We start from the raw sequence: 20254 nt of genomic DNA, 5'->3' as shown, positions 1-20254 counted from the left end.
TATCGCGACTTAAACCCCCTCGAAGTCGCGATACGTGGACAAAAACTCCAATGAAACCGGGTGGGATGCTCGGGACTACGTGGGTGGCGGCTGCAGGCGGGTGGCGCGCAGGACGGCGTCGGCGAGCAGGGCCGACTGCCCGTCCGGGCCTGTGGCCTCCCGTTCGCGGCTGGCTGCAACCTCCACGCGCCAGCCCGGCGCTGCGATGCCGAGTTCGGCTGCGGCCTGCTCCGCCGTGAAGAACATCCCCGAACTCGCGTGGCCGTCGCTGTGCCCGCCAGCGTGCCCGCCCTGGCCGCTGTCATCCGAGTTGGCGTTCTCGTCAGCCTGGCTCCGCCAGGGCGGCAAGCCGTCAGGATGGTGGCCGACGATCAGCAGCGTGCCACCGGGGCGGACCGCATCGGCAGCCACGCGGTGCGGCCGCTGCCACGGGGCTTCGGTGGAGTGCAGGAACTGCGCGGACACGAGATCGAACTGCTCCTCGGGAGCCCACGCGTCAAGGTCACGCTGCAGCCACGTGATGCGCTTCCCGGCCGGGGAGGCTGCGGCGTGCTGCGCGGCGCGGTCCAGTGCGACGGCGGAGACGTCCACCGCGGTCACCGTCCAGCCCTGCTCGGCAAGCCACAGGGCGTCGGCTCCCTCGCCGCACCCCAGGTCCAGGGCAGTGCCGGGCTCCAGCCCTGCCGCTTCGGTCACCAGCTGCGGGTTGGGCCGGCCGCTCCAGACGCGCGCCCTGCTCCGGTACATTTCGTCCCAATGGCGGGCGGCGCCGTCGTGCCCCTCGTGGTCCATGGCCAACACCCTGCCACAGAATCGTCCGCCCATCTAGGCGCGTCAGGGCAGCCGGACGATGATGTTCTGCTCCCCGTCCGCGAACACCGGGTAGCTGCGCAAAGGGGCTGCCCCGGTGGTGGAGCAGCCTGTTTCCAGCTCAAACGCGTGCTGGTGCAGCGGACACATCACCACGGCCCGGTCGATGGTGCCGTCGGCGATCGGGCCGCCCTTGTGCGGGCAGACGGCCGAGACCGCACGGAGGGAACCGTTCCGGAGCCGGAACACGGCGATCTGTTCGCCGGCTACGGCGTACGCGCGGCCCTCGCCCACGGGGACCTGGGCCACCGGGCCGAGGACATGCAGCCCGTCGGCGTGTAGCCCGGCGCCGGACAGCCCGGCGCTCATCGGACCGGCACCTGGGGGAGCACCTCAAGTGGGAGCGAGGTGCGGAACTGGCCGGGGGTGAAGGGGTCGTTGCGCTCAGCCCACGGGTCTGCGTAGGCCTCCACCGACGCCTGCATCGCAGCATCAAGCTGCGCGGCCAGGCCTTCAGCGTCGTCCACGATCACCGCGCGGAGGTGCTCGATCCCGACGCGCGGCACGAAGGTATACGTGCGTTCGAGCCAGTTGGCGCGCTCGCGGTAGTACTGCATGAAACGCCCCGCCAGTAGTGTCACGGTTTCGCGATCGTCCACGGTGGCCAGCAAGTCCCCCTTGCGGATGTGGGCACCCGCGGCGCCGCCGACGTAGATTTCCCAGCGTCCGCCGTCGACCGCCACCACCCCAACATCCTTGACCAGGGATTCGGCGCAGTTCCGCGGGCAGCCGGAGACCGCGAGCTTCAGTTTCGCCGGGGACTCGATGCCCTGGAACCGCGATTCGATCTCGATGCCCAGCTTCGTCGAATCACCCGTGCCGAAGCGGCAGAACTCCTGCCCCACACACGTCTTGACCGTTCGGAAGCTCTTGCCGTACGCGTAGCCGGAGGGCATGTCCAGGTCTGCCCAGACCCTCGGCAGGTCCTCCTTGGGAACACCGAGCAGGTCGATCCGCTGGCCGCCCGTCAGCTTCACCATCGGGATGCCGTACTTGTCCGCCACGTCAGCGATCCGGCGGAGCTGCTCCGGGGAGGTCACGCCGCCCTTCATCTGCGGCACCACCGAGAACGTGCCGTCGCGCTGGATGTTGGCGTGGACGCGGTCATTGACGAACCGTGCATCGCGTTCGTCGATGTACTCACCGGCCCACATCATTTTCAGCAGGGACGCCAGACCCATCTTCGACTTCGCGTCCTCCGCCCCGTCCGGTGCCAGCGCCGCGAACACGGCGGACACGGACCGCAGGCCCTGCTCCCGGATTGCGGCCATCAGCGCGGTCTTCTGCAGCGGCACGCCGGGAACGTAGTACGCCGCGGCAGGGTCCTCCGCCACGGCGCCGCCGGCTACCCATTCCACCACCTGCCGGACCAGCAGCTTGCAGGAACCGCACCCCTTGCCGGCCCGGGTGGCGTCCATGACGCCGGACAGCGTGGTGCAGCCGCCTTTCACGGTGTCCGCGATGGCCTGCTTGCTGACGCCGTTGCAGTTGCAGACCTGGGCATCGCCGTCGAGTTCGGCCACGCCGGTTTCGCCGCCGGGCCCGCCGAGGTCGAACAGCAGCGAGACCCGTTCCTCGGGCAGCGGCAGCCCGCGGTCGAACGCCTGCGTCAGGTACGCCACCTTGCGGCTGTCCCCAAGCAGCGTTGCGCCGACGATCTTGCTGTCCCGGATCACGATGGACTTGAAGACGCCGCGGCTCGGTTCGGAAAACACCACGTGCTCATCGGTGTCCCGTTCCGGGGCCTGCAGCCCCATGGATGCGACGTCGACGCCGGCCACCTTGAGTTTGGTGGCGGTGCGAGAGCCCAGGTAAGTTGCCTTCGGATTGGCCCCGGTGACATGGTCGGCCAGCACGGCGGCCTGCTCCCACAGCGGCGCCACCAGGCCGTACACCTCGCCGCGGTGCTGGACGCATTCACCGACGGCGTAGATCTCGTCCTCGTCCGGGACGCGCATGTGGTCGTCCACCACGATGGCCCGCTCCACGGGCAGGCCACTGGTCACCGCCACCTCCACGTTGGGGCGGATTCCGGCGGCCACCACCACCATGTCGCATTCGATATCAGCGGCGTCCCGCAACTGGACGCCGCGCACCCTGTCCTGGCCCAGGATGGCGGTGGTGCGGCTGCTGGTGTGGACCCTGATGCCGAGCGCCTCGACGCTCCGGCGCAGCACCGCACCTCCGTCCGGGCCCATCTGTGCGTTCATCAGGTGCCCGCCGGAATGGACGACGTCGACGCCGATGCCATGGCTTTGCAGGCCGCGTGCGGCTTCCAGCCCCAGCAGTCCGCCGCCGATTACGACGGCGCGCCGGTGGTGGTCCTGCTGGGCGTACGACACCATGCCCCGGGTGTCATCGATGGTGCGGAACGCGAAGACGCCGGGCAGCAGTCGGCCGCCCGGCGTGTACAGGCCCTCCACGGCGGGCATGAACGAGCGGCTGCCGGTGGCGATGATGAGGATGTCGTACGGAGTGGCCCTGCCGTCGTCGGAGAACACCAGTTTGGCGAAGCGGTCGATCTTTTCCACCCGGACGCCAGCATGCAGCGTGATGTTGTTCTCCCGGTACCAGTCCAGCGAATTCAGGAAAATGCCGCCGGCGTCTTCCTCGCCGGAGAGGACATGGCTGAGCATGATCCGGTTGTAGTTGCCGTAGGGCTCGTCGCCGAACATGGTGATCCGGTGCTGAACAGCGCCGCCGCGGGCCAGGATTTCCTCGACGGCGCGGGCGCCGGCCATCCCGTTGCCGATCACCACGAGCCTGCGCCGGCTATCACCCGGCGTGCCCCGGCCGGAGCGGCTGGCGAGGGCGGTCATCAGTGCTCCACCATGCCCATGTCGACCACGACGGATCCACTGACCCCCGTGTCCGCCAGCAGCCTCAGCTCGATCAGGGAGCCGCCGTCGATGTCTTCCACCACGCGAAGCGGGACGTGCACGTCGCCCTTGGCAGCTATCGGGAAGTACCGCATGGGCACGCCGTCCCGCATCAGCACCACCGTGACCAGTTCCGCGGAAGAGTTCCCGCCACGGAAATACAGGGTCTGGTTGATGACGCCGTCGGGGACGAAGTGGGAAAGCTGGCTGTGGATGGGCACCGCCTTTTCGAGCCCCGCACCGTCGAACGGAAAAATGCCCTGAAGGAAGATGTTCTTCAAGATCACGGTCGGATCCTTTCGGCGGAGGGGACGCTGCGGCCGCTGCCATCGGCCCGGCATGAGTCCATCCTTCGCCGCACGTGTTACAGCGCCCGGCAGCCTGTGTAATTTCCGTTTAACACCTTTCTCACCGTCTCCAGGGCGTGACCCGGCGCCCGATCCGTGACCCGGACCAGGCAAAGAAAAACCGCGCTGCGGACCACCGGAGTGGCCGCAGCGCGGTTTTTCTGGTCTGAGGGATTAAGCGTCGGCGGCAGCGGGGACGCTGGTGCCCTCGGCCTTCCACTCCTCGATCCGTGCCTGCTGCAGCGGCGTCTGGCGGTTGAAGTACCAGGCGGCACCCAGCAGCAGGAACCACACCGGGGCAACCACCAGCGCGAGGCGGGTGTCCTCGGCCTGGGCCAGTGCCACGAGCATGAACGCGAAGAAGGCCAGGACCACGTAGGGCATGAAGGCCGAACCCGGCATCTTGAAGGTGGACGCCTCGTGGAGTTCCGGCCGGCGGCGGCGGAACACGATGTAGCTGATGAGAATCATCGACCAGACGAACATGGTCAGCACCGATGCCAGGGAGGTGACGATGGTGAAGGCGCCGATCACGGAGTCGCCCGCATACAGCAGGACCAGGCCGGCCAGCAGGAAGATGCAGGAGAACAGCAGTGCGTTCTGCGGAACCTTGCGGACGCTCAGCTTGCCGAAGGCCTTCGGGGCGTTGCCGTCCTGCGCGAGGCCGTAGACCATACGCGAGGTTGAGTAGATGCCGGAGTTGGCGCTGGAGGCGGCCGAGGTGAGGACCACGAGGTTGATCACGACGGCGGCGATGCCGAGGCCGGCGAGGGTGAACATGCCGATGAACGGGCTGCTTGCGGGGTCGATGCTGCGCCACGGGTTGACGGCCATGATAACCACCAGGGCGCCAACGTAGAAGAGCAGGACGCGGATCGGGATCGAGTTGATGGCCCGGGGGAGGTTCTTTTCCGGGTCCTTGGTTTCGGCGGCCGCCGTGCCCACGAGCTCGATGCCGGCGAAGGCGAAGATCGCGATCTGGAAGCCGAGGATGAAGCCGAACAGGCCGTGCGGGAACATGCCGCCGTCGTTCCACATGTTCGCCAGACTGGCCACTGCGCCGCTCGGCGAGGTGAAGTTGGTGGCGATCATGACCACGCCGGTGGCAATCAGCGCCAGGATGGCGACCACCTTGATGATGGCGAACCAGAATTCCGCTTCGCCGAAGGCCTTGACCGTGGGAAGGTTCAGCAGGATGAGGACCACGGGCGTGATCAGAGCCGGGATCCACAGTGGTGTGCCCGGAGCGAGCTTGTCCACGTAGCCGGCGATGGCCACGATGTCGGCCACGCCCGTCACCACCCAGAAGAACCAGTAGGACCAGCCGGTGAAGAAGCCTGCCCACGGGCCAAGGATGTCCCCGGCGAAGTCGCTGAAGGACTTGTAGTTCAGGTTGGAGAGCAGAATCTCGCCCATGGCCCGCATGACGAAGAACAGCATGAAGCCGATGATCATGTACACGAAGATGACGGACGGGCCGGCAAGGGAGATGGTCTTGCCGGAGCCCATGAACAGGCCGGTGCCGATGGCGCCGCCGATGGCCAGGAGTTGGATGTGGCGGTTGCCAAGCCCGCGGGCGAGGTGCGGTTCCCTGCTCTGGCCGGGTTCAGCACGTTCTGTGGTGGGTTGAACGGAAATGCTGGTGGTGCGTTCAGACATCAAGTCTTCTTCCTTGTCACAGGCGCCGGCACGTGCGCGAGCGTGCCGTGCCGGCCGCGTTGATCCGCCGCAGATGTGACGGAACTAACAATTGGGATGGTGTTAAGACTACGAGCGGCGGGAGGCTGCATCTGCGTTCCGGCCAGCCGGGGCACCCGGCTGTGGGCAGGCGGGATGCCCGCGCGCCGGGCGGGGCGGCGCGGCCGGAAAGCGCGTTTCCGCAGTCCAGCCGGGAAATCCGGTCTGCCAGCAGGAAATTCGCTGTGAGCGCGGAACGCCGCAATAGTCTTCGACATATGTCCAGCATGCCAGTCCCAAATGTCGTCCATTGTTGTCCGTGACTTGCGTCACGCACTATCAAGCGCGCTGCGAAGGGCTGCATGCTCCCGACCGGCGTGCCCGTCCGAAGCCGTCCAGGGGCCGCGCAGGGGCCGGAGATGGGCCGGGGAAAGGGCCGTGCAACGGGTGGGAAAGGGGCCGGGAAAGGGCCGTGCAACGGGTGGGAAAGGGTCCGGGGCGCCCGGATGGTAGACTGGTGGGACTTGATGTGCAGTGATGCCCGCTTTGCTCTGAATTTTGGAGAGCGGGCTTTTTTCATGTGAGAGGCACATCCTGCGTCGATGAACGCTATTGGTCCCGGCGGCCGCTGTTTGAACACTGGCAGCAGCCCGGTTGACCACCTGACTTTTCTTCGGCGACCCCCTGGGCCAACCGGCTTCGGGGGCCGATATCCGCTGGATACCGCCTGAAAGACCCTGATAAACGCATATGACTACTTTTGCTGCCCTCGGAACGCCCAAGGCACTCGCAGATACCCTGGCCGCCCAGGGTATCGATTCCCCGTTCCCCATCCAGGTCAAGACCCTGCCGGACACCCTGGCCGGCCGCGACGTGCTGGGCCGTGGCCGCACCGGCTCGGGTAAAACCATCGCCTTCGCCATCCCCCTCGTGGCCCGCCTCGCCGAGCGCGAAGCCGCCTACTTCCGCAAGCCCGGCCGCCCCATGGGCCTGGTCCTCGCACCGACCCGTGAGCTGGCCACCCAGATCAACGCAACGATCGAGCCGCTGGCCAAGGCCATGGGCCTGAACACCACCGTGATCTACGGCGGCATTTCCCAGGCCCGCCAGGAGAAGGCGCTGCGCGCCGGCGTCGACATCGTCATCGCCTGCCCGGGCCGGCTGGAGGACCTGATCCGCCAGCGCATCCTGACCCTCGAGGCCGTCGAAGTGACGGTGCTGGATGAGGCCGACCACATGGCCGACCTCGGCTTCCTGCCCGTGGTCAAGAAGCTCATGGACATGACCCCGAGCCAGGGCCAGCGCCTGCTGTTCTCCGCCACGCTGGACAACGGCGTGGACAAGATCGTCCAGCGCTACCTGTCCAACCCGCTGACCCACTCCGTGGACGATCCGCAGGCCGCGGTGACCACCATGGAGCACCACGTGCTGGTGGTCAACGACCAGACCGTCAAGAAGCAGCTGATTGTTGAACTGGCCTCCGGCGCCGGCCGCCGCGTGCTGTTCATGCGGACCAAGCACCATGCCCGCAAGCTGGCCAAGACCCTGACCGACGCCGGGATCCCCGCCGTCGACCTGCACGGCAACCTGTCGCAGAACGCCCGTGACCGCAACCTTGCGGAGTTCTCCTCCGGAGACGTCCGCGTTCTGGTGGCCACCGACGTTGCCGCCCGCGGTGTGCACGTCGACGACGTCGAACTGGTCATCCACGTCGACCCGCCCACCGAGCACAAGGCTTACCTGCACCGCTCCGGCCGTACCGCCCGTGCAGGCTCCGACGGCACCGTGGTCACGCTGACCCTGCCCGAGCAGCAGACGGACGTCAGGAAGCTCATGAAGGCTGCCGGTGTCGAGGTCACCTTCGAGCGGGTCACAGCCACCTCGCCGGTTGTTGCCGAGCTGGTCGGCGAGATTGCCGACAAGGTTGATCCCCGCACCCGCGCCGCGCTGCTCGCAGCCAAGGCTCCGCAGCAGGGTGGCGGCAAGTCCACCGGTGCCAACGCCGAGCGCAAGCGCGCCCGCCGCCAGGCATCACCCACGGCCGGCGGCCGGGGAGGCCGCGGCGGCCGCGGACGGGTTTCCGCAGAGGCTCCGCGCACGGACCTGCCCCGCGCTGAACGCCGCGCCGCGGCGTTTGAGGGCCGCACCGAAGCCCGTGCGGCATTCGATCGCGCCGCTGAGCAGAACGAGGACCGCGCCACCGCGGCAGCTGCGGCCCGCCGCAACGCCCGCGGCCGCGGCACTGCCGCCAGCACGCACCGCAACGACGTCCCTGCGGCCGGCGGCCGCTCGTCGGCCGGCCGCGGTTCGGATGGGCGTGCGGCGGAGGGCCGGGGCGATTCCCGCTTTACCCGCAGCGAAGCCCCTCGTGGCGGCACCGGTCGCCCGAGCACCGGAGGCCAGCGCAGCGGACGTCCGGCCACCGGCCAGCGCGCCACCGGCCAGAGGGCAGCTGCCGGCGGCAAGTCCGGCGGCAACGCTCCGGTCTGGTCCTCCACCACCGGCGGCACGTCGGGCGGCTCGTACTCGGGCGGTTCCTCCTCGGGCGGCAGCGGCCGCTCCGGTGACGGCCGTCCCGCCCGGAAGGCCCCGCGCCGCGCGTCGGCTCCGGCGTCGAACGAGCGCCGCGCCAGGTAGCTGGCGACGCGCCAGGGTTCTGGCGACACGCAAACGGCCGCCCGCTCCGGCAAAACCCGTCGCGCCCGGCATTTTGCGTAGCGCAGGCCACTATGCGTAGCGCAGGCTACCAGCCGCGGGCGCGCCACTCGTCAAGGTGCGGCCGCTCGGCGCCGAGCGTCGTGGGCTTGCCGTGGCCCGGGTGCACCACAGTGTCGTCCGGGTAAACGCCGAAGATCCGCTCGGTGACGTCAGTGAGCAGCTGGTCGAACCGATCGGGATCCTTCTGGGTGTTGCCCACGCCGCCCGGAAACAGCGAATCGCCGGAGAAGATGTGGGCCGGTCCCTCCGGATCCTGATACACCAGTGCCACCGAACCGGGCGTGTGGCCGCGCAGATGGACGGCCGTGACGTCGAACCCGTCAAAGTTCCCCACGTCACCGTGCTCCAGCAGCACATCCACCTTCACGGGAAGTTCCGGGGCGTCGTCGGTGCCGGCCGCCGTCTTGGCTCCGGTGGCTTCGACGAGGCCCGGCAGCGCCCGCACGTGATCCCAGTGCTGGTGCGTCGTGGCAATCAGTGCCAGCGTCGGTGGCCCGGACGTGTCCGCGACGGCGTCCGCCAGCAGGCCCTGGATCGCCGGCAGGTCATCCGCCGCGTCGATCAGCAGCTGCGCCCCGGACTCCTTGGCCGTCAGCAGATACACGTTGTTGTCCATCTCGCTGACCGATATCCGGCGGATGGTGATGTCCCGAAGTGAATGAATGAGCGTGTCCATGAGCCCAGTCTAGGGAGGACGCCCAGGCTAGGGAGCCGGATCAGCCCCGCGCCGGCGGGAAGGCCCCGCCGGCAGCATCTTGAGCCCGGCCGCGCATCCCACAATGCCTGCGATGAACAGCACCTTGAGCAGGCTGAAGGGCTCGACGCCGGTGGCCATGGCCCAGCCGACCGTCAGCGCCGCGCCGATCCCCACCCAGACGGCGTAGGCGGTGCCGAGCGGGATGTGCTTCACGGCCATGCCCAGCCCCTGCATGCTGAGCGCGGCCGTCACGACGAAGACAATGGCAGGCACGGGGCGGGTCAGGCCGTCGGACAGACCCAGCGCCGTGGCCCAGACAGCTTCCAGGACGGCCGAGGCGAGCAGGATAATCCAGGCCGTGGCAGGCTTTGCGAGCATCACGCCACCGCCTTCAGGCCAACCACGCACGCGGCGATACCGGCGAGCAGCAGCAGCCGCGCCGCCGTCGGCCGTTCAACTCTGGCCACGATCGCGTAGGCGGACGTCAGCACCACACCCACGCCGACCCACACAGCGTAGGCGGTGCCGGTGGGAATGGACTGCATCGCGAAGCCGAGGCCCGCGGTGCTGGCCACGACGGCGACGAGGAAGAGCGCACCGGCCGCGACCCGGCGGCGGCCCGAGGACTGGGACACCCGGTGCAGCGCTGCCGCCCACACCGCCTCGAGCGCGCCGGAAAAAATGAGGACGAACCACGACATGACAGATCCTTTGGCCAGTCTTGTCGCGCACCGGGTACTGAACCGTCGTCCGGAGGTCCGGGGAAGGGGACCTTGGCTTTACCCTAGCAACGCCCGACGGCGGTGGCCACCGGTGGTGGCAAACCTCACCGCCGGCGTGCGCTCGGGTTAGCGGGCACGGCCGTCAGCGGGGGCAGATCAGAGGGCGCCGCCGGCCGCTTCCGGCGCCGAGGCGTCACGGCCGCCGTCGCCGATGGTTTCACGGGCAACGAAGTTCTCGATGTCGAAGGTGTTCTCTGCCCGTTCGGCGATGTTCAGGAGGGTGGTCATTGAGGCGACCTCCTCCACCTGCTCCTTGAGGAACCAGAGCATGAACTGCTCGCCCAGGGCGTCATCTTCGGCCCGGGCCGCGCGGAACAGGCTTTCGATGCTGCTGGTGACTTCCTTCTCCTGCCGGAGCGCGAGTGCCAGCGGGTCTGTTACCGAGGCAAAGTCGTTGCGTACGGCGGGCACACCGGGGATGGTGACGGCAACACCGCGGTCCACCATGTACTGGACCATCATCATGGCGTGGTTGCGTTCCTCCACCGACTGCCGGTAGAAGTACCTGGCCAGTTGCGGGAGGTCCTGGTTGGCGAACCAGACCGCCACGGCAATGTACTGCTGTGAGGCCGCGAATTCATTGCCTATCTGCAGCAGCAGGAGATCACTGAATTTTGACTTGGTCATGGCACCGAGTCTAGGTTCCGGCACCTCGCGCGTACCAGAGCCGCTAGCCGGTCACCGGATCGAGGGATACCACTGCCAGGAACCCGCGGCCCAGGATTTCCGGCGTTTGGGTGTCGGAGCCCACCACCGCGTCGTAGCGGCCGAGCGGGACGGGCGCGCTGTCCTGTCCGGGGCTGGCCGTCGCCTGTCCCTGCAGCAGGACGCCTAGCTGGCCCTCGAAGACGGGATGGGCACGCTTCTTGGACAGTTCGATGATCGAGGTGTACGCCTTGAAGGTGCCCTCCCGGGCGATGACGTTCAGGTTGCGGACATCCCCGGTGGGCAGGGCCGAGGAGGAGGCCGCGCCGCCGGGAAAGCGGAAGGGCCGGTACTTTTCGAGCGGGTGCTCGGTCCCGTCCACGGCCAGCAACAGCAGTTCGCCCTCGACGACGGTAAGCACCCGTTCCATCCCCGGAAAGGGCGAGTACTCCCCGGCGCGGGTGACGTCGGCGATGCTGATCCGCCAGTCCCACGCCCCCGCGTCGGTTGACGTGGCTTCAGGAGAGGCGGACCCGGATGAAGCGGCGCCGGCTGCAAGCTCGCGGGTGACCCCGCCGCCGTTGCGCCAGGGCTGGGGTTTGAGGTCGGCGAAGCGGATGATCTGCATCAGCCCAGCCTATCCGCGCGTTGCCCGCCCCCTGCCTCCCCGCGTAAAGTCGGCGACGGATCGCTGTGGTCGAGGGCGACGCTGTCAACAACAAGGAGCCGGTGAATGTTCGTCAAAGTCTGCGGCCTGAGCACGCCTGACTCAGTCCGGGAGGCCGTGGAAGCCGGAGCGGACGCCGTCGGCTTTGTCCTGACGGCCAGCCCCCGGGTGGTGTCGCCCGCACAGGTCACCCAACTCGTGAAAGCTGTGCCCGACGGCGTGGCCGCCGTCGGCGTCTTCCGCACCGAACCGGCCGCGGATGCGGTGGCCATCGCCCGCGCTGCCGGGCTGGGCTGGATCCAGCTCCATGGTGAGCGGACACCCGAGGACGTAAAAACAGTGCACGACGCCGGCATGAAGGTCATCCGCGCCGTCACCATGGGTGCCGAACCGGACACGTTTGCCGATTGGGGCGAGGAGTTGCTGCTCATCGACGCCGCAGTTCCCGGTTCCGGCGAGGCCTGGGACTACGGTTCCGTGCGCGCCAGGGGCCTGGAAGGACGGCACTGGCTCCTGGCCGGCGGCCTTGACCCCGCCAACGTGTCCCAGGCCGCCCGCGATGCCGGCGCATGGGGCGTGGACGTTTCCTCGGGTGTCGAACAGAGCAGGGGAGTGAAGGACTTGGCCAAGATCAGGGCGTTCGTGGCGGCAGCCAAGGGCTGACCGGCCCCGTGACTGGGATGTCCGCCCGGGCGAAAGTCCGCAGGCTGAAGGTTAAGGGTTAAATCAGGGCAGATCCCGAGGCGCTTGGGGCTCCGCGACCGGCAGAATGGACGGATGAAGACACTCCTGAACATCATCTGGCTGGTTTTCGGCGGTTTCTGGCTGGCACTTGGTTACTTCGCCGCCGGCATCATCTGCTGCCTGCTCATCGTGACCATCCCCTGGGGCATTGCCTCCTTCCGGATTGCGTCCTACACCCTGTGGCCGTTCGGCCGGATGGTGGTGGATAAACCGGGCGGAAACGGCGTGTCCGCGCTGCTCGGCAACGTGATCTGGCTGCTGGTGGCCGGCATCTGGATCGCGATCGGGCACGTGGTCACGGCAGTCGCCATGGCGCTCACCATCATCGGCATCCCGCTGGCCATCGCCAACCTGAAACTGATCCCGGTGTCGCTGATGCCGCTGGGCAAGCAGATCGTGCCCACGGACAGGCCGTTCATCACCGCCTACCGCTGACCGTCACGCAACGTCCGGTCAGGGCCTGTCAGGCCAGTTCGCCCTGCAGGTTCCGCCGGGCGGCGTCCAGCCACAAATTCCGGGCCCGCTCGGTATGGAAGAGCGGGTCCAGCGCCAGCAACTGGCGGACGACGGCGGCCCTTCCGGCCGCGAAATCGGCGTCGCCGATGTGCGCATAATCTTCCCGGACGGCGGCCACATACCGGGCATAGGGCACCGGTTCCTCGCCCAGAACGGACAGGTCGGCGTCGCACAGGAGGGCGCCGTCGTCGTCCCCTGCCTCCGGCCGGTGATCCGAGGTAAGCCGGACCAGCCGCGCCACCTCGTCGACTTCGGCTTCCGGAAGTCCGGCCTGGCCGAGCCTGAGCTCGGCGAGCCGGGCGGATTCCTCCTCGTCGTCGCCGGCGGCTCCCCGGTAGACGGCGTCGTGGAACCAGGCCGCCAGAACCACAGTGCGCGGCGGCCGGGCCGGTTGTGTGAGCAGGTCCAGGGCTTCCAGCACGGCGAGGAGGTGGGTGCAGCCGTGGTACCTGCGGTGGCTCTCGCTCCAGCGGTCCAGCAGGTCCAGGAACAGGGCATCATGGCCCGGCATTACCGTGTTCCAGCGGTTGAGTAGGGGAGTCTTGAGGGACTTCGTGCGGCTGCGGGCGGGGATCCGGAGTCCGCTGGCGATGAGTTTCCGGACCAGGACCCGCGCCTCCACCGGAATGGCGCCGGCGGCGACCAGGCCGTCATAGCGCCGCTGCGGGACGTCGTAGTGGTCGCCGTCGAAAGCCCGTTCCGGGATGCCCGCCGCGGCGGCAAACGCGTGGAGTTCCGCCAGGGAGGTGTCCGAAATCAGGTGTGAAAACAGTGTCTCGTGGGCAGGCCAGAGCGGCGGATCGAGGTAGACGGCCATGGGGAGAGTCTAGTCCGCGCCTGAACCGGGCCGGCCTGGGGCCGGGCGGCCTGAACACGGCCAGCCTGGGGCCGGACCCGGCGCGGACCGGGCCCGCACAGCACGGCACGGCAGGCGTACTACCGGCCACCGCCTGCCGTGCCGTGTTACGGCGAACCTGCTGCAGTTATGGCGTCTTCTTGACGATGACGTCGTCGATGTACTCGTCGCCCAACTGGCGGGAGTGCTCCGCTCCAAGCTGCACATGCGTCAGGCTTGAGACGCCGAGATTCACCGCGCTGCTGGAGAACTCCAGGGCTCCGTCAAACCAGACCTTGATGGTGGAGGAGCTGCCGTTGGCCGTGACCTCCATCTGGGCGCGGTGCCAGGTGCTCAGCGGGATGCTGGAGGACTTCAGCTTGGTGTAGGAGAAAGTGCCGTTGGGTGCCGTAACGCGCAGCCACAGCTGGCCGTTGCTGTTGTAGCGGTAGATGTCCGCGATCCGCGTGCCGTTCGCGAAGAACCGCAGGTAGGGGACGTCGTTCCCGGCGACGCCGGCCGTGGTGATGTTGAACCAGCCGTCGGCGTTGGCCGTCTTGACGGCGGTGGAACCCAGGGCGACCGACATCTTGGCTACCGAACCGGAGTCGTTGGTTACGTGCAGCTTCGCGGAGCAGGTGCCCGTCCGCCGCTGCGAGGTGCTGATGGTTGCGGTTCCTGTGGTGGCTGTGGAGGGGCTGAACGGGGTGAACGACGCCGTCTCGAAGCTCGTGGCGGCCACCGTGGTTCCGGTCAGCGAGTTTGTTGGCTTGACGCTGGAATTGCTGCAGGTCACCGCGTTGGCCGGCGATGAGCCGAGGATCAGCCCGCCCGTCATCAGGACGCCGATGGTGCCCAGGGTGCCCAGTTTTTTCAGCTTGCTCATTTGGTAATCCTCACTATCATTTTCGGTTCGGAGGTCGCCGGCACCGGGTGCCGGTCCCGGTCCGGCAGCCGGCAGGCCGCGCCAGGAGCGAAACGCCGTCAAAGCAGTTGAATGAGCCTGGTCAGAAGCGAAACGCAGATTAGGGAAAGGAGAGCCGCTGCGGTGTACACCGCAGCTTTCGGCAGGGGGGCATCCGGCCGAACTATGCGCAAGGCATCACACGTGAGCACTGCCACCACGGTGGCAAAGCCAGCCAAAAAGACGATCATGACGCACCTGCCATGGCTGCCCGGGACCTCTTGGCGCCGAGGACCAGCAGGAGGAGGGTGACCAACGACAGCACCAGCACCGCCACGGGCGGGGACCACATTTGGGCGAACACCATGGCCGTCGACACGATCGTGGACAGGGCCAGGCTTGACGCCACGGCGATGGAGATGGTCAGCGGGAGGGTGCTCTGCGCGGCCGAGCGGTGGGCGCCGGCTCCGTCGGCGTCTCCCTCGGCTCCCGGATCTGCGGAGCCGAACCGGAGGTAGAGAACCAGGGCTGTTCCCGGGCCGGCGAGCATCAGGAGGCCGATGACCACCAGCCGCAGTGCCTCCGGACCGAAAAACGACAGCGGCACCGCGGCGACGGCGAAGGCCGCCACGACCCATGCGATGTATCTGCGATCAATTGCCATTGCCTGCTCCTTGGATGTGGAAGACCACGCCACCGGCGTTCTCGAACAGCTTTGACCAGCCGGGCGAACTGCCACAGGTGGCGATGAAGCGGTCAAGATCCCCCGAAGGCGTTGTTTCGAGAAGGTCCGCGGCCTCCTTCTGGCTTGTGGTGACGATCAGGTACGCGCCGGCCTTCTGGGCGATCCTGTCGGCTGCATCGCAGGTCAGCGGTTCCGCGCCCGGCTTCGGCTGGGCCATGGTCAGGGCCCGGTAGTCGTAGTCGGCGTACTTCTGGAACTGCCACGGAGTGTTGTGGACCGCCTCGATGAGGATCGAGCCGTCGGGGGCCACCGCGTAGAGCTGCTTGACCAGCGCGATTTCATCGGGCGTGAACTTCTCCATGCTGTCGTTGCCGTACCGCGTGACCATGGTGATGGACGCCAGGACAGACCCCATGGCCAGCAGGGCCAGCGCGCGCCGCCAGCCGGGGCCGCCGCGGCGGTCCGGCATGAGCGTCAGCACGGCCAGGCAGGCAGCGAACGGCAGACTGAACAGGTAGAGGCGCATCATCAGCTCGCCCCCGTAGGGCTGGCCGGGGATCAGAAGCAGCGGGGCCAGGGCGCCGAGCGCGGCGGTGAGCCAGGCGGCACGCCGCCGGTGCGCCAGGAACGCCCCAAGGGCGGCGAGGAGCCACACCAGCGCGACTTCGGCCAGCCGCATGTAGACCACCAGCACGTGCGAATCGCTGCCGACCACCCGCTCGGACAGCGCGCCAAGCGTATGCGCCTCGACATCGCCAAACGAGCCGAACAGTTGGGTCAGATGGCCATCAAAGAAGTCCTTTGCCACAAATACCAGCCACCCGACAGGCAGTACCGCGGCGAGGATCGGCAGCGACGGCAGCCGGAGCCGTCCGCTCAGGAGGAACAGAGCCAGGATCGGGATGGCGGCGAACGGCGTGAGCTGGTGGGACGCCGTCATGGCCACGAGGAGTCCCGCGCTGATGACCAGCAGGATGGCCGTGTCCACTGGCGGCGGGCTGGACATGCCCTGGTGGGGCACGGTGGGATCCAGGCGGGTGGCACTCCGTGCCAGGAACTGGGTAAGCCGGTTGCTGCCTGTCGGCCAGGCCCAGCCGCTGAAGGCGCTCAGCAGGCATGCCAGCAGGGTGACCAGGAGCAGGAAGGCGTACGCCTGGGGTGCGAGGTAGTCCTGCCCCACCCAACTGGTCAGGTAGAAGAGCCAGACGCCCGCCCATGCCTGCCGCGGCTGCGAGGTCAGTCGCCGGGCCAGGGCCAGGAGCGGTGCCAGCAGCAGCAGATTCATTCCCAGGGGCGCCCAGGTGGCAAGGCCCATCAGGTCACTGACGCCGGTGGCGCCGGACAGCTGGACCAGCAGGTCGAAGAACCCGGGCCAGTTAAAGTAGGCGTCCAGGTTGGTGTCCAGCCGGCCGGACTGTGCGATGTAGTCGGCGATGCCAAGGTGCCGGTAGCTGGCTTGCAGGCGAGGCAGGCCGTGAATGATCGGGTCGGCGGAATGCAGGATCACCACGAGCACCAGTACCTGCGTGGCCAGCAGCACGGGGGTGTGCCGGCGCAGGTTCAGTGTGGCTACGAACCCGGTCAGGCTCAGGAAGATGGCAATGAAGAAGGCCGGCGGCACCGCCTCCACGAGCCCGGTCCCGCCGATCCGTGCAGGATCGACGGCGAGCAGACTCCAGATCCCGAGGGTAAGCGCCGCCGCCGCCAATGCGGCCAGCGTGATCAGCTTCCAGGGCGGCGTGGGGCCATGATGTACGACGGCGGGCGGTTCCGCCCCGCCGTGCCTGGCACCACTGTGCTTGGTTTCGGCGTGCTCGCCGTGCTTGGTTTCCCCGTGCTTGGCTTCGCCGTGCCTGGCGTCGTGGTGGCCGTTGCCGTGCTGCGTTTCCCCGTGTTTGGGTTCAGCGTGCCGGTGCGGGGCGTGCGAGGGCGGCGCGGGCGTTGGCGGAGCCGGCGGCGGTGGAGCCGCCGGTGCCGTGGACGTCGGTTCGGGTGTCATGGCTTCTCACTTCCGGTCGGCTGGCGGAGGGCCGCTGGTGCAACCTTGACCGGTTCAGCGGCGGGCATGGGGTGGGTCAGCCTCCTGAGGCGCCAGGCGGCCATCAGGGCTGCTGCGGCCTGGGCGGCGGCCCAGAGGGCCGAGACGCCGGTGAGGCCGAACTGTTGGGCGGTGAAGGCGGCCGGGGCCACGATGAGGACAGCGGCGGACACCGCCACGGCCGTGGCTTCGGCAAGCCGTCCCCCGGCCCGGCACACGCCGAAGTAGACCTGGGTGACGCAGCCCAGCAGCAGGGCGGGCACCAGCATGGGGAGCAGGATGGCAGCCACAGCGTACTCCGGCCCAAGGAAACGAAGAAGGTAGGGGCCGGCTGCCAGCAGCAGCAGACCGGCTGCCAGTGTGAGGCCGAGGCTGGTTTTGAGCGCCGAGGAGACAAGTCCGGGCCGGGACCTGCCGCCGGCCAGTGCGGTCTGCAGCGAGAGCCCTGCCGACTGCGGCACAAAGAACACCGCGGACGCCATCATCCACAACATGTACCAGGCCGCCGTTGCGGCGGGGCCGAGGACGGCGGCGACGATCAGCGGAAGGAGGTAGCCGGGGGCGCGGTCGGCGAGCATCAGGGCATGGTTCGGGAGGCCGGGCTTGAGCAGGCGCAGGGCCGGCCGGGGCCTGAGTCCGTGCTTCCAGTCCGGCGACACCCCCGCACGGTTGAGCTGGCGCAGCCCGAGGACCACACTGGCCATGGCGCCGGCGCCAACAGCTCCGACCACCACGGCTTCTTCCCGGATTCCGGTGGCCAGCGCAATACCCAGTACGGCCAGCTGAACCACACTCTGGGCAAGGCTCCTGACCAGGGCGCGGTCGGAGCGTTCCTGTGCCACGCCCACATGATCCAGCTGGTACGCGGTCGCGGCAAACAAGGCAGTGGCGGCGAACAACCCCGTCACGAGCGGATCATTCCAGGCCAGCCCCAGGCCGGACCCCAGTGCATGGGTCACGGCAACTAGCGCGCCGGACACAACCACTGTGGAAACCCCGACGCTGAGGAGGCTGCTGGCAATCAGCCGCCGGCCGCCGTCGGACTGTTCGGGAAGCAGGGTGAGCGTTGCTTGCCCTACCCCCAGCATTCCCAGTTGCACCGTCAGGAGCGCTGCGGCCACCACGGCGGAACCCATGCCGAGCTGCTCTGGAGGCAACATGATCGCCGCCAAAGCCCAGAACAGGAAGCCGGTGACCATCGGTGCCACCCGCGCGGCCGTCAGCCAGGCTGCGTTCCCGCCCACGGAGAGGCCCGTGCCGGGCGGGCGCAGCAGTTCGCCGAACATCGATCTGTAGTTGTAGAGCAGGAAGCAGGCCCAGTAGGCGAGGAAACGGGGCGCATGCAGCAGCGACAGGCCGACTCCCCGGATCGTGGCCAGCAGCGGCAGCACCAACAGCCAGCCGCCGCGGCCCGGGTGCTTGCGGATGGTGCGGGCCAGTCCGGCTCCGTCCTGGAGCCACTGGTCGCGCGCGGCGTCGAAGGAGTCCATAAACCGGTGCCGCACCGCTGTGGTGCTGGAAACGCCTACCCGGTAGCCGGCGTCTTCAAGCCGGATCCTGAGCTCGATGTCCTCGCCGGAGCGGAAGGTGTCGTCGAATGGCACGGACAGCAGGACCTTCCGGCGCATGAGGGTGGCGCACACGCCGAACCATGAGCGGACCCTGCTGTGGATGTGGTGCCAGGCCAGGGCGGCACCCCAGTACCCTGGACCGTCCGCTTCGCTGACCAGGTCGAACTGCAGGCCGTCGTAGCCGCAGGCCTTGAACTCGTCCAGGAGCCCGCCGAGGGCACCGGGCGGCAGGACGACGTCGGCATCGATCAGCGCAACGAGGTCGGAGCAGGCGTTCTCGACGCCGAGCATCCGCGCTGCCGGCAGCCCGCGGCCCTCGTCGGAGATGACCCGGGCGCCCATGGAGCGTGCGATCTCCACCGTGTTGTCGGTGGAGCAGCCGTCCACCACGATGATCTCGCGCGGTTTTTCGGCGCGGATGGATTCCAGGCATTCGCCGAGCCAGCGGGCTGCGTTCCGCGCGGGAACCACCACGGACACCTCGAGGTCGCTCACGTGGGCGCCCATGTTACTCCTCCAGCTTGGAGCTGATCAGGCCGGCAACGTAGTCGGACGTCCGGTCGGCGGACCACGAGGCGGGGATCCGGAGCAGGGAACAGGGCACGTCGTCCAGTGCCCGGCGCACCACGGCTGCCTTCTGGCTGAAGAATTCCTCCAGCGGCACCAGCCCTGTCGCGCCGAGGGCCTCGATCAGCCGCCGTGACACGACCGGGAGCTCCGAATGGAAGTTCCCGACTATGCGGGAGGTCATCCATTCCTGGCTGCGGGTCTCCAGCCGGGCTTCGGAACCGTCATACCGTTCAAGGAAAATTGCCAGCCGGGTGAGCGCCGCCGAGGAGATGCCGTCCTGCCCGAAGACCAGCTCCGGATGGACCATGCGGTGCTCCGGGGACCAGCGGCGCGTGAAGGCGGCGGTCTTCGGATAGCGGACGATCACCGGATGGACGGCCGTGGCGAGGTGGGCCACCGTATTAGTGAGCCAGCCCGGTGCGAGGGGCTTGCGGGCGCCGCTGAAGACCTCGGGGTAGATCCTGCGGTGGTGCGGCTTGAGGAACATCGGCTTCGCGTAGCCCATGAGCATGCCGTCGGCATCCAGGAACGCCCAGTCATCGGCCATGAAGCGCACGCCGGGCATGGCCACAAGTTTCGCGACCGTGCTGGTCTTGCCCACGCCGCCCCACGCCGGAAGGAGGACCCCCGAACCGCGGAAGTCGACCACGGCAGCGTGGATCATGGCGGCGTTCTCCCGGATGCAGAGCCGGTCCAGCAAGGGTATGACGGCGGTCAGCAGCTCGCCGCGGCCCCGCACCGAGTAACCGTCGCGGGTTTCCTGGACCTGGACGCGGTCAGCCGGGATGTAGAGCGACTCCGCCGTGAACCGGTAGGCATCCTCGGCGTGCGACTGGTCCGCTACCTCCGCCGTATCGGCGCTAACATGCAGCCGGAGCGGTGCCCGGGACGGACCCAGGAACGGTGCGAGCATGTCCCGCAGCTGTGCTTCGCCGGGGGTGCCGGGGGCCACGTCGATGCCCACGAGGCCGTGGACATCGAAGCTGGTGCCGGTGGACGGGAGCGAATCCCGCAGGAATTCTTTTTCGGACTGACTCATGCCCCGTGGCCTCCAGCGGTCTCGTTGGTCCCGGCCATCTGGGCAGGGGTGTACTGCGGGTACATCCGGA

The 20254-nt window shown here is 68.2% G+C and carries 19 protein-coding genes and 1 riboswitch; of the genes, 3 read left to right on the top strand and 16 right to left on the bottom strand.

Features of this window, described 5'->3' with window-relative positions:
* Positions 1-75: 75 nt before the first annotated feature.
* The 5 genes from ACFRAU_RS20825 to cycA form a co-directional block, all read right to left on the bottom strand.
* Positions 76-792 carry an SAM-dependent methyltransferase gene (locus ACFRAU_RS20825; protein ID WP_378001306.1) on the bottom strand — a complete coding sequence of 239 codons (717 nt, stop codon included), beginning with the start codon at positions 790-792 and terminating at the stop codon, positions 76-78.
* 42 nt (positions 793-834) lie between these two features.
* Positions 835-1179 carry a Rieske (2Fe-2S) protein gene (locus tag ACFRAU_RS20820; RefSeq protein WP_378001305.1) on the bottom strand — a complete coding sequence of 115 codons (345 nt, stop codon included), beginning with the start codon at positions 1177-1179 and terminating at the stop codon, positions 835-837.
* Entirely contained in the window at positions 1176-3689 is a 2514-nt protein-coding gene (nirB, locus tag ACFRAU_RS20815; RefSeq protein WP_378001304.1) for a nitrite reductase large subunit NirB, read from the bottom strand. Before nirB ends, ACFRAU_RS20820 begins: the two co-directional genes overlap by 4 nt.
* Positions 3689-4036: a molybdopterin oxidoreductase gene (locus ACFRAU_RS20810; RefSeq protein WP_377993670.1), complete on the bottom strand. Its 348-nt coding sequence runs from the start codon at positions 4034-4036 to the stop codon at positions 3689-3691. The genes nirB and ACFRAU_RS20810 overlap by 1 nt, the downstream gene beginning before the upstream one ends.
* Before the next feature lie 234 nt (positions 4037-4270).
* Complete coding sequence (gene cycA, locus ACFRAU_RS20805) at positions 4271-5755, bottom strand: D-serine/D-alanine/glycine transporter (RefSeq protein WP_378001303.1); 1485 nt, start codon at positions 5753-5755, stop codon at positions 4271-4273.
* 768 nt (positions 5756-6523) lie between these two features.
* Between cycA and ACFRAU_RS20800 the strand changes: the two genes are divergently transcribed.
* Positions 6524-8410 (top strand): DEAD/DEAH box helicase, encoded by a 1887-nt coding sequence (locus tag ACFRAU_RS20800; RefSeq protein WP_377993672.1) that lies wholly within the window; start codon positions 6524-6526, stop codon positions 8408-8410.
* 106 nt (positions 8411-8516) lie between these two features.
* On the opposite strand, the gene ACFRAU_RS20795 is transcribed toward ACFRAU_RS20800, so the two are convergent.
* From ACFRAU_RS20795 to ACFRAU_RS20775, 5 genes are all read right to left on the bottom strand, one after another.
* Positions 8517-9167: an MBL fold metallo-hydrolase gene (locus tag ACFRAU_RS20795; protein WP_378001302.1), complete on the bottom strand. Its 651-nt coding sequence runs from the start codon at positions 9165-9167 to the stop codon at positions 8517-8519.
* Between the two features lie 27 nt (positions 9168-9194).
* Positions 9195-9566 (bottom strand): DMT family transporter, encoded by a 372-nt coding sequence (locus ACFRAU_RS20790; RefSeq protein ID WP_377993789.1) that lies wholly within the window; start codon positions 9564-9566, stop codon positions 9195-9197.
* On the bottom strand, positions 9566-9889 hold the full coding sequence (locus tag ACFRAU_RS20785; RefSeq protein ID WP_378001301.1) for a DMT family transporter: 324 nt from the start codon (positions 9887-9889) through the stop codon (positions 9566-9568). Before ACFRAU_RS20785 ends, ACFRAU_RS20790 begins: the two co-directional genes overlap by 1 nt.
* 9 nt (positions 9890-9898) lie before the next feature.
* Positions 9899-9966, bottom strand: a riboswitch (guanidine-III (ykkC-III) riboswitch).
* A 100-nt stretch (positions 9967-10066) separates the two neighbouring features.
* Entirely contained in the window at positions 10067-10597 is a 531-nt protein-coding gene (locus ACFRAU_RS20780; protein ID WP_377993675.1) for a ferritin, read from the bottom strand.
* Between the two features lie 43 nt (positions 10598-10640).
* Positions 10641-11243, bottom strand: coding sequence for a HutD family protein (locus ACFRAU_RS20775; RefSeq protein ID WP_378001300.1), 603 nt, complete (start codon positions 11241-11243; stop codon positions 10641-10643).
* A gap of 105 nt (positions 11244-11348) precedes the next feature.
* On the opposite strand from ACFRAU_RS20775, the gene ACFRAU_RS20770 reads away from it, so the two are divergent.
* The gene (locus ACFRAU_RS20770; protein WP_378001299.1) at positions 11349-11945 is read left to right on the top strand and encodes a phosphoribosylanthranilate isomerase; all 597 of its coding nucleotides are present in this window, start codon (positions 11349-11351) and stop codon (positions 11943-11945) included.
* Between the two features lie 114 nt (positions 11946-12059).
* On the top strand, positions 12060-12461 hold the full coding sequence (locus ACFRAU_RS20765; protein ID WP_378001298.1) for a YccF domain-containing protein: 402 nt from the start codon (positions 12060-12062) through the stop codon (positions 12459-12461).
* Between the two features lie 28 nt (positions 12462-12489).
* On the opposite strand, the gene ACFRAU_RS20760 is transcribed toward ACFRAU_RS20765, so the two are convergent.
* The 6 genes from ACFRAU_RS20760 to ACFRAU_RS20735 form a co-directional block, all read right to left on the bottom strand.
* Positions 12490-13359, bottom strand: coding sequence for a DUF4031 domain-containing protein (locus ACFRAU_RS20760; protein WP_378001297.1), 870 nt, complete (start codon positions 13357-13359; stop codon positions 12490-12492).
* A gap of 166 nt (positions 13360-13525) precedes the next feature.
* Positions 13526-14263, bottom strand: a complete 738-nt coding sequence (locus tag ACFRAU_RS20755; RefSeq protein ID WP_378001296.1) for a hypothetical protein — start codon at positions 14261-14263, stop codon at positions 13526-13528.
* Positions 14264-14528: 265 nt separating this feature from the next.
* A complete protein-coding gene (locus ACFRAU_RS20750) occupies positions 14529-14945 on the bottom strand; it encodes a hypothetical protein (RefSeq protein WP_378001295.1) in 417 nt (138 codons plus the stop codon).
* Complete coding sequence (locus ACFRAU_RS20745) at positions 14935-16965, bottom strand: hypothetical protein (protein ID WP_378001294.1); 2031 nt, start codon at positions 16963-16965, stop codon at positions 14935-14937. The genes ACFRAU_RS20750 and ACFRAU_RS20745 overlap by 11 nt, the downstream gene beginning before the upstream one ends.
* Positions 16962-19082, bottom strand: a complete 2121-nt coding sequence (locus ACFRAU_RS20740) for a glycosyltransferase (RefSeq protein WP_378001293.1) — start codon at positions 19080-19082, stop codon at positions 16962-16964. The genes ACFRAU_RS20745 and ACFRAU_RS20740 overlap by 4 nt, the downstream gene beginning before the upstream one ends.
* Before the next feature lies 1 nt (position 19083).
* Positions 19084-20184 (bottom strand): hypothetical protein, encoded by a 1101-nt coding sequence (locus tag ACFRAU_RS20735; RefSeq protein WP_377993684.1) that lies wholly within the window; start codon positions 20182-20184, stop codon positions 19084-19086.
* Between the last annotated feature and the right edge of the window lie 70 nt (positions 20185-20254).

It is taken from the genome of Arthrobacter sp. NPDC056691 (assembly GCF_042791415.1).
GTDB lineage: Bacteria > Actinomycetota > Actinomycetes > Actinomycetales > Micrococcaceae > Arthrobacter.
The sequence above is the reverse complement of the archived record's forward strand: the minus strand, read 5'-3'. Positions and strand labels throughout refer to the sequence as shown.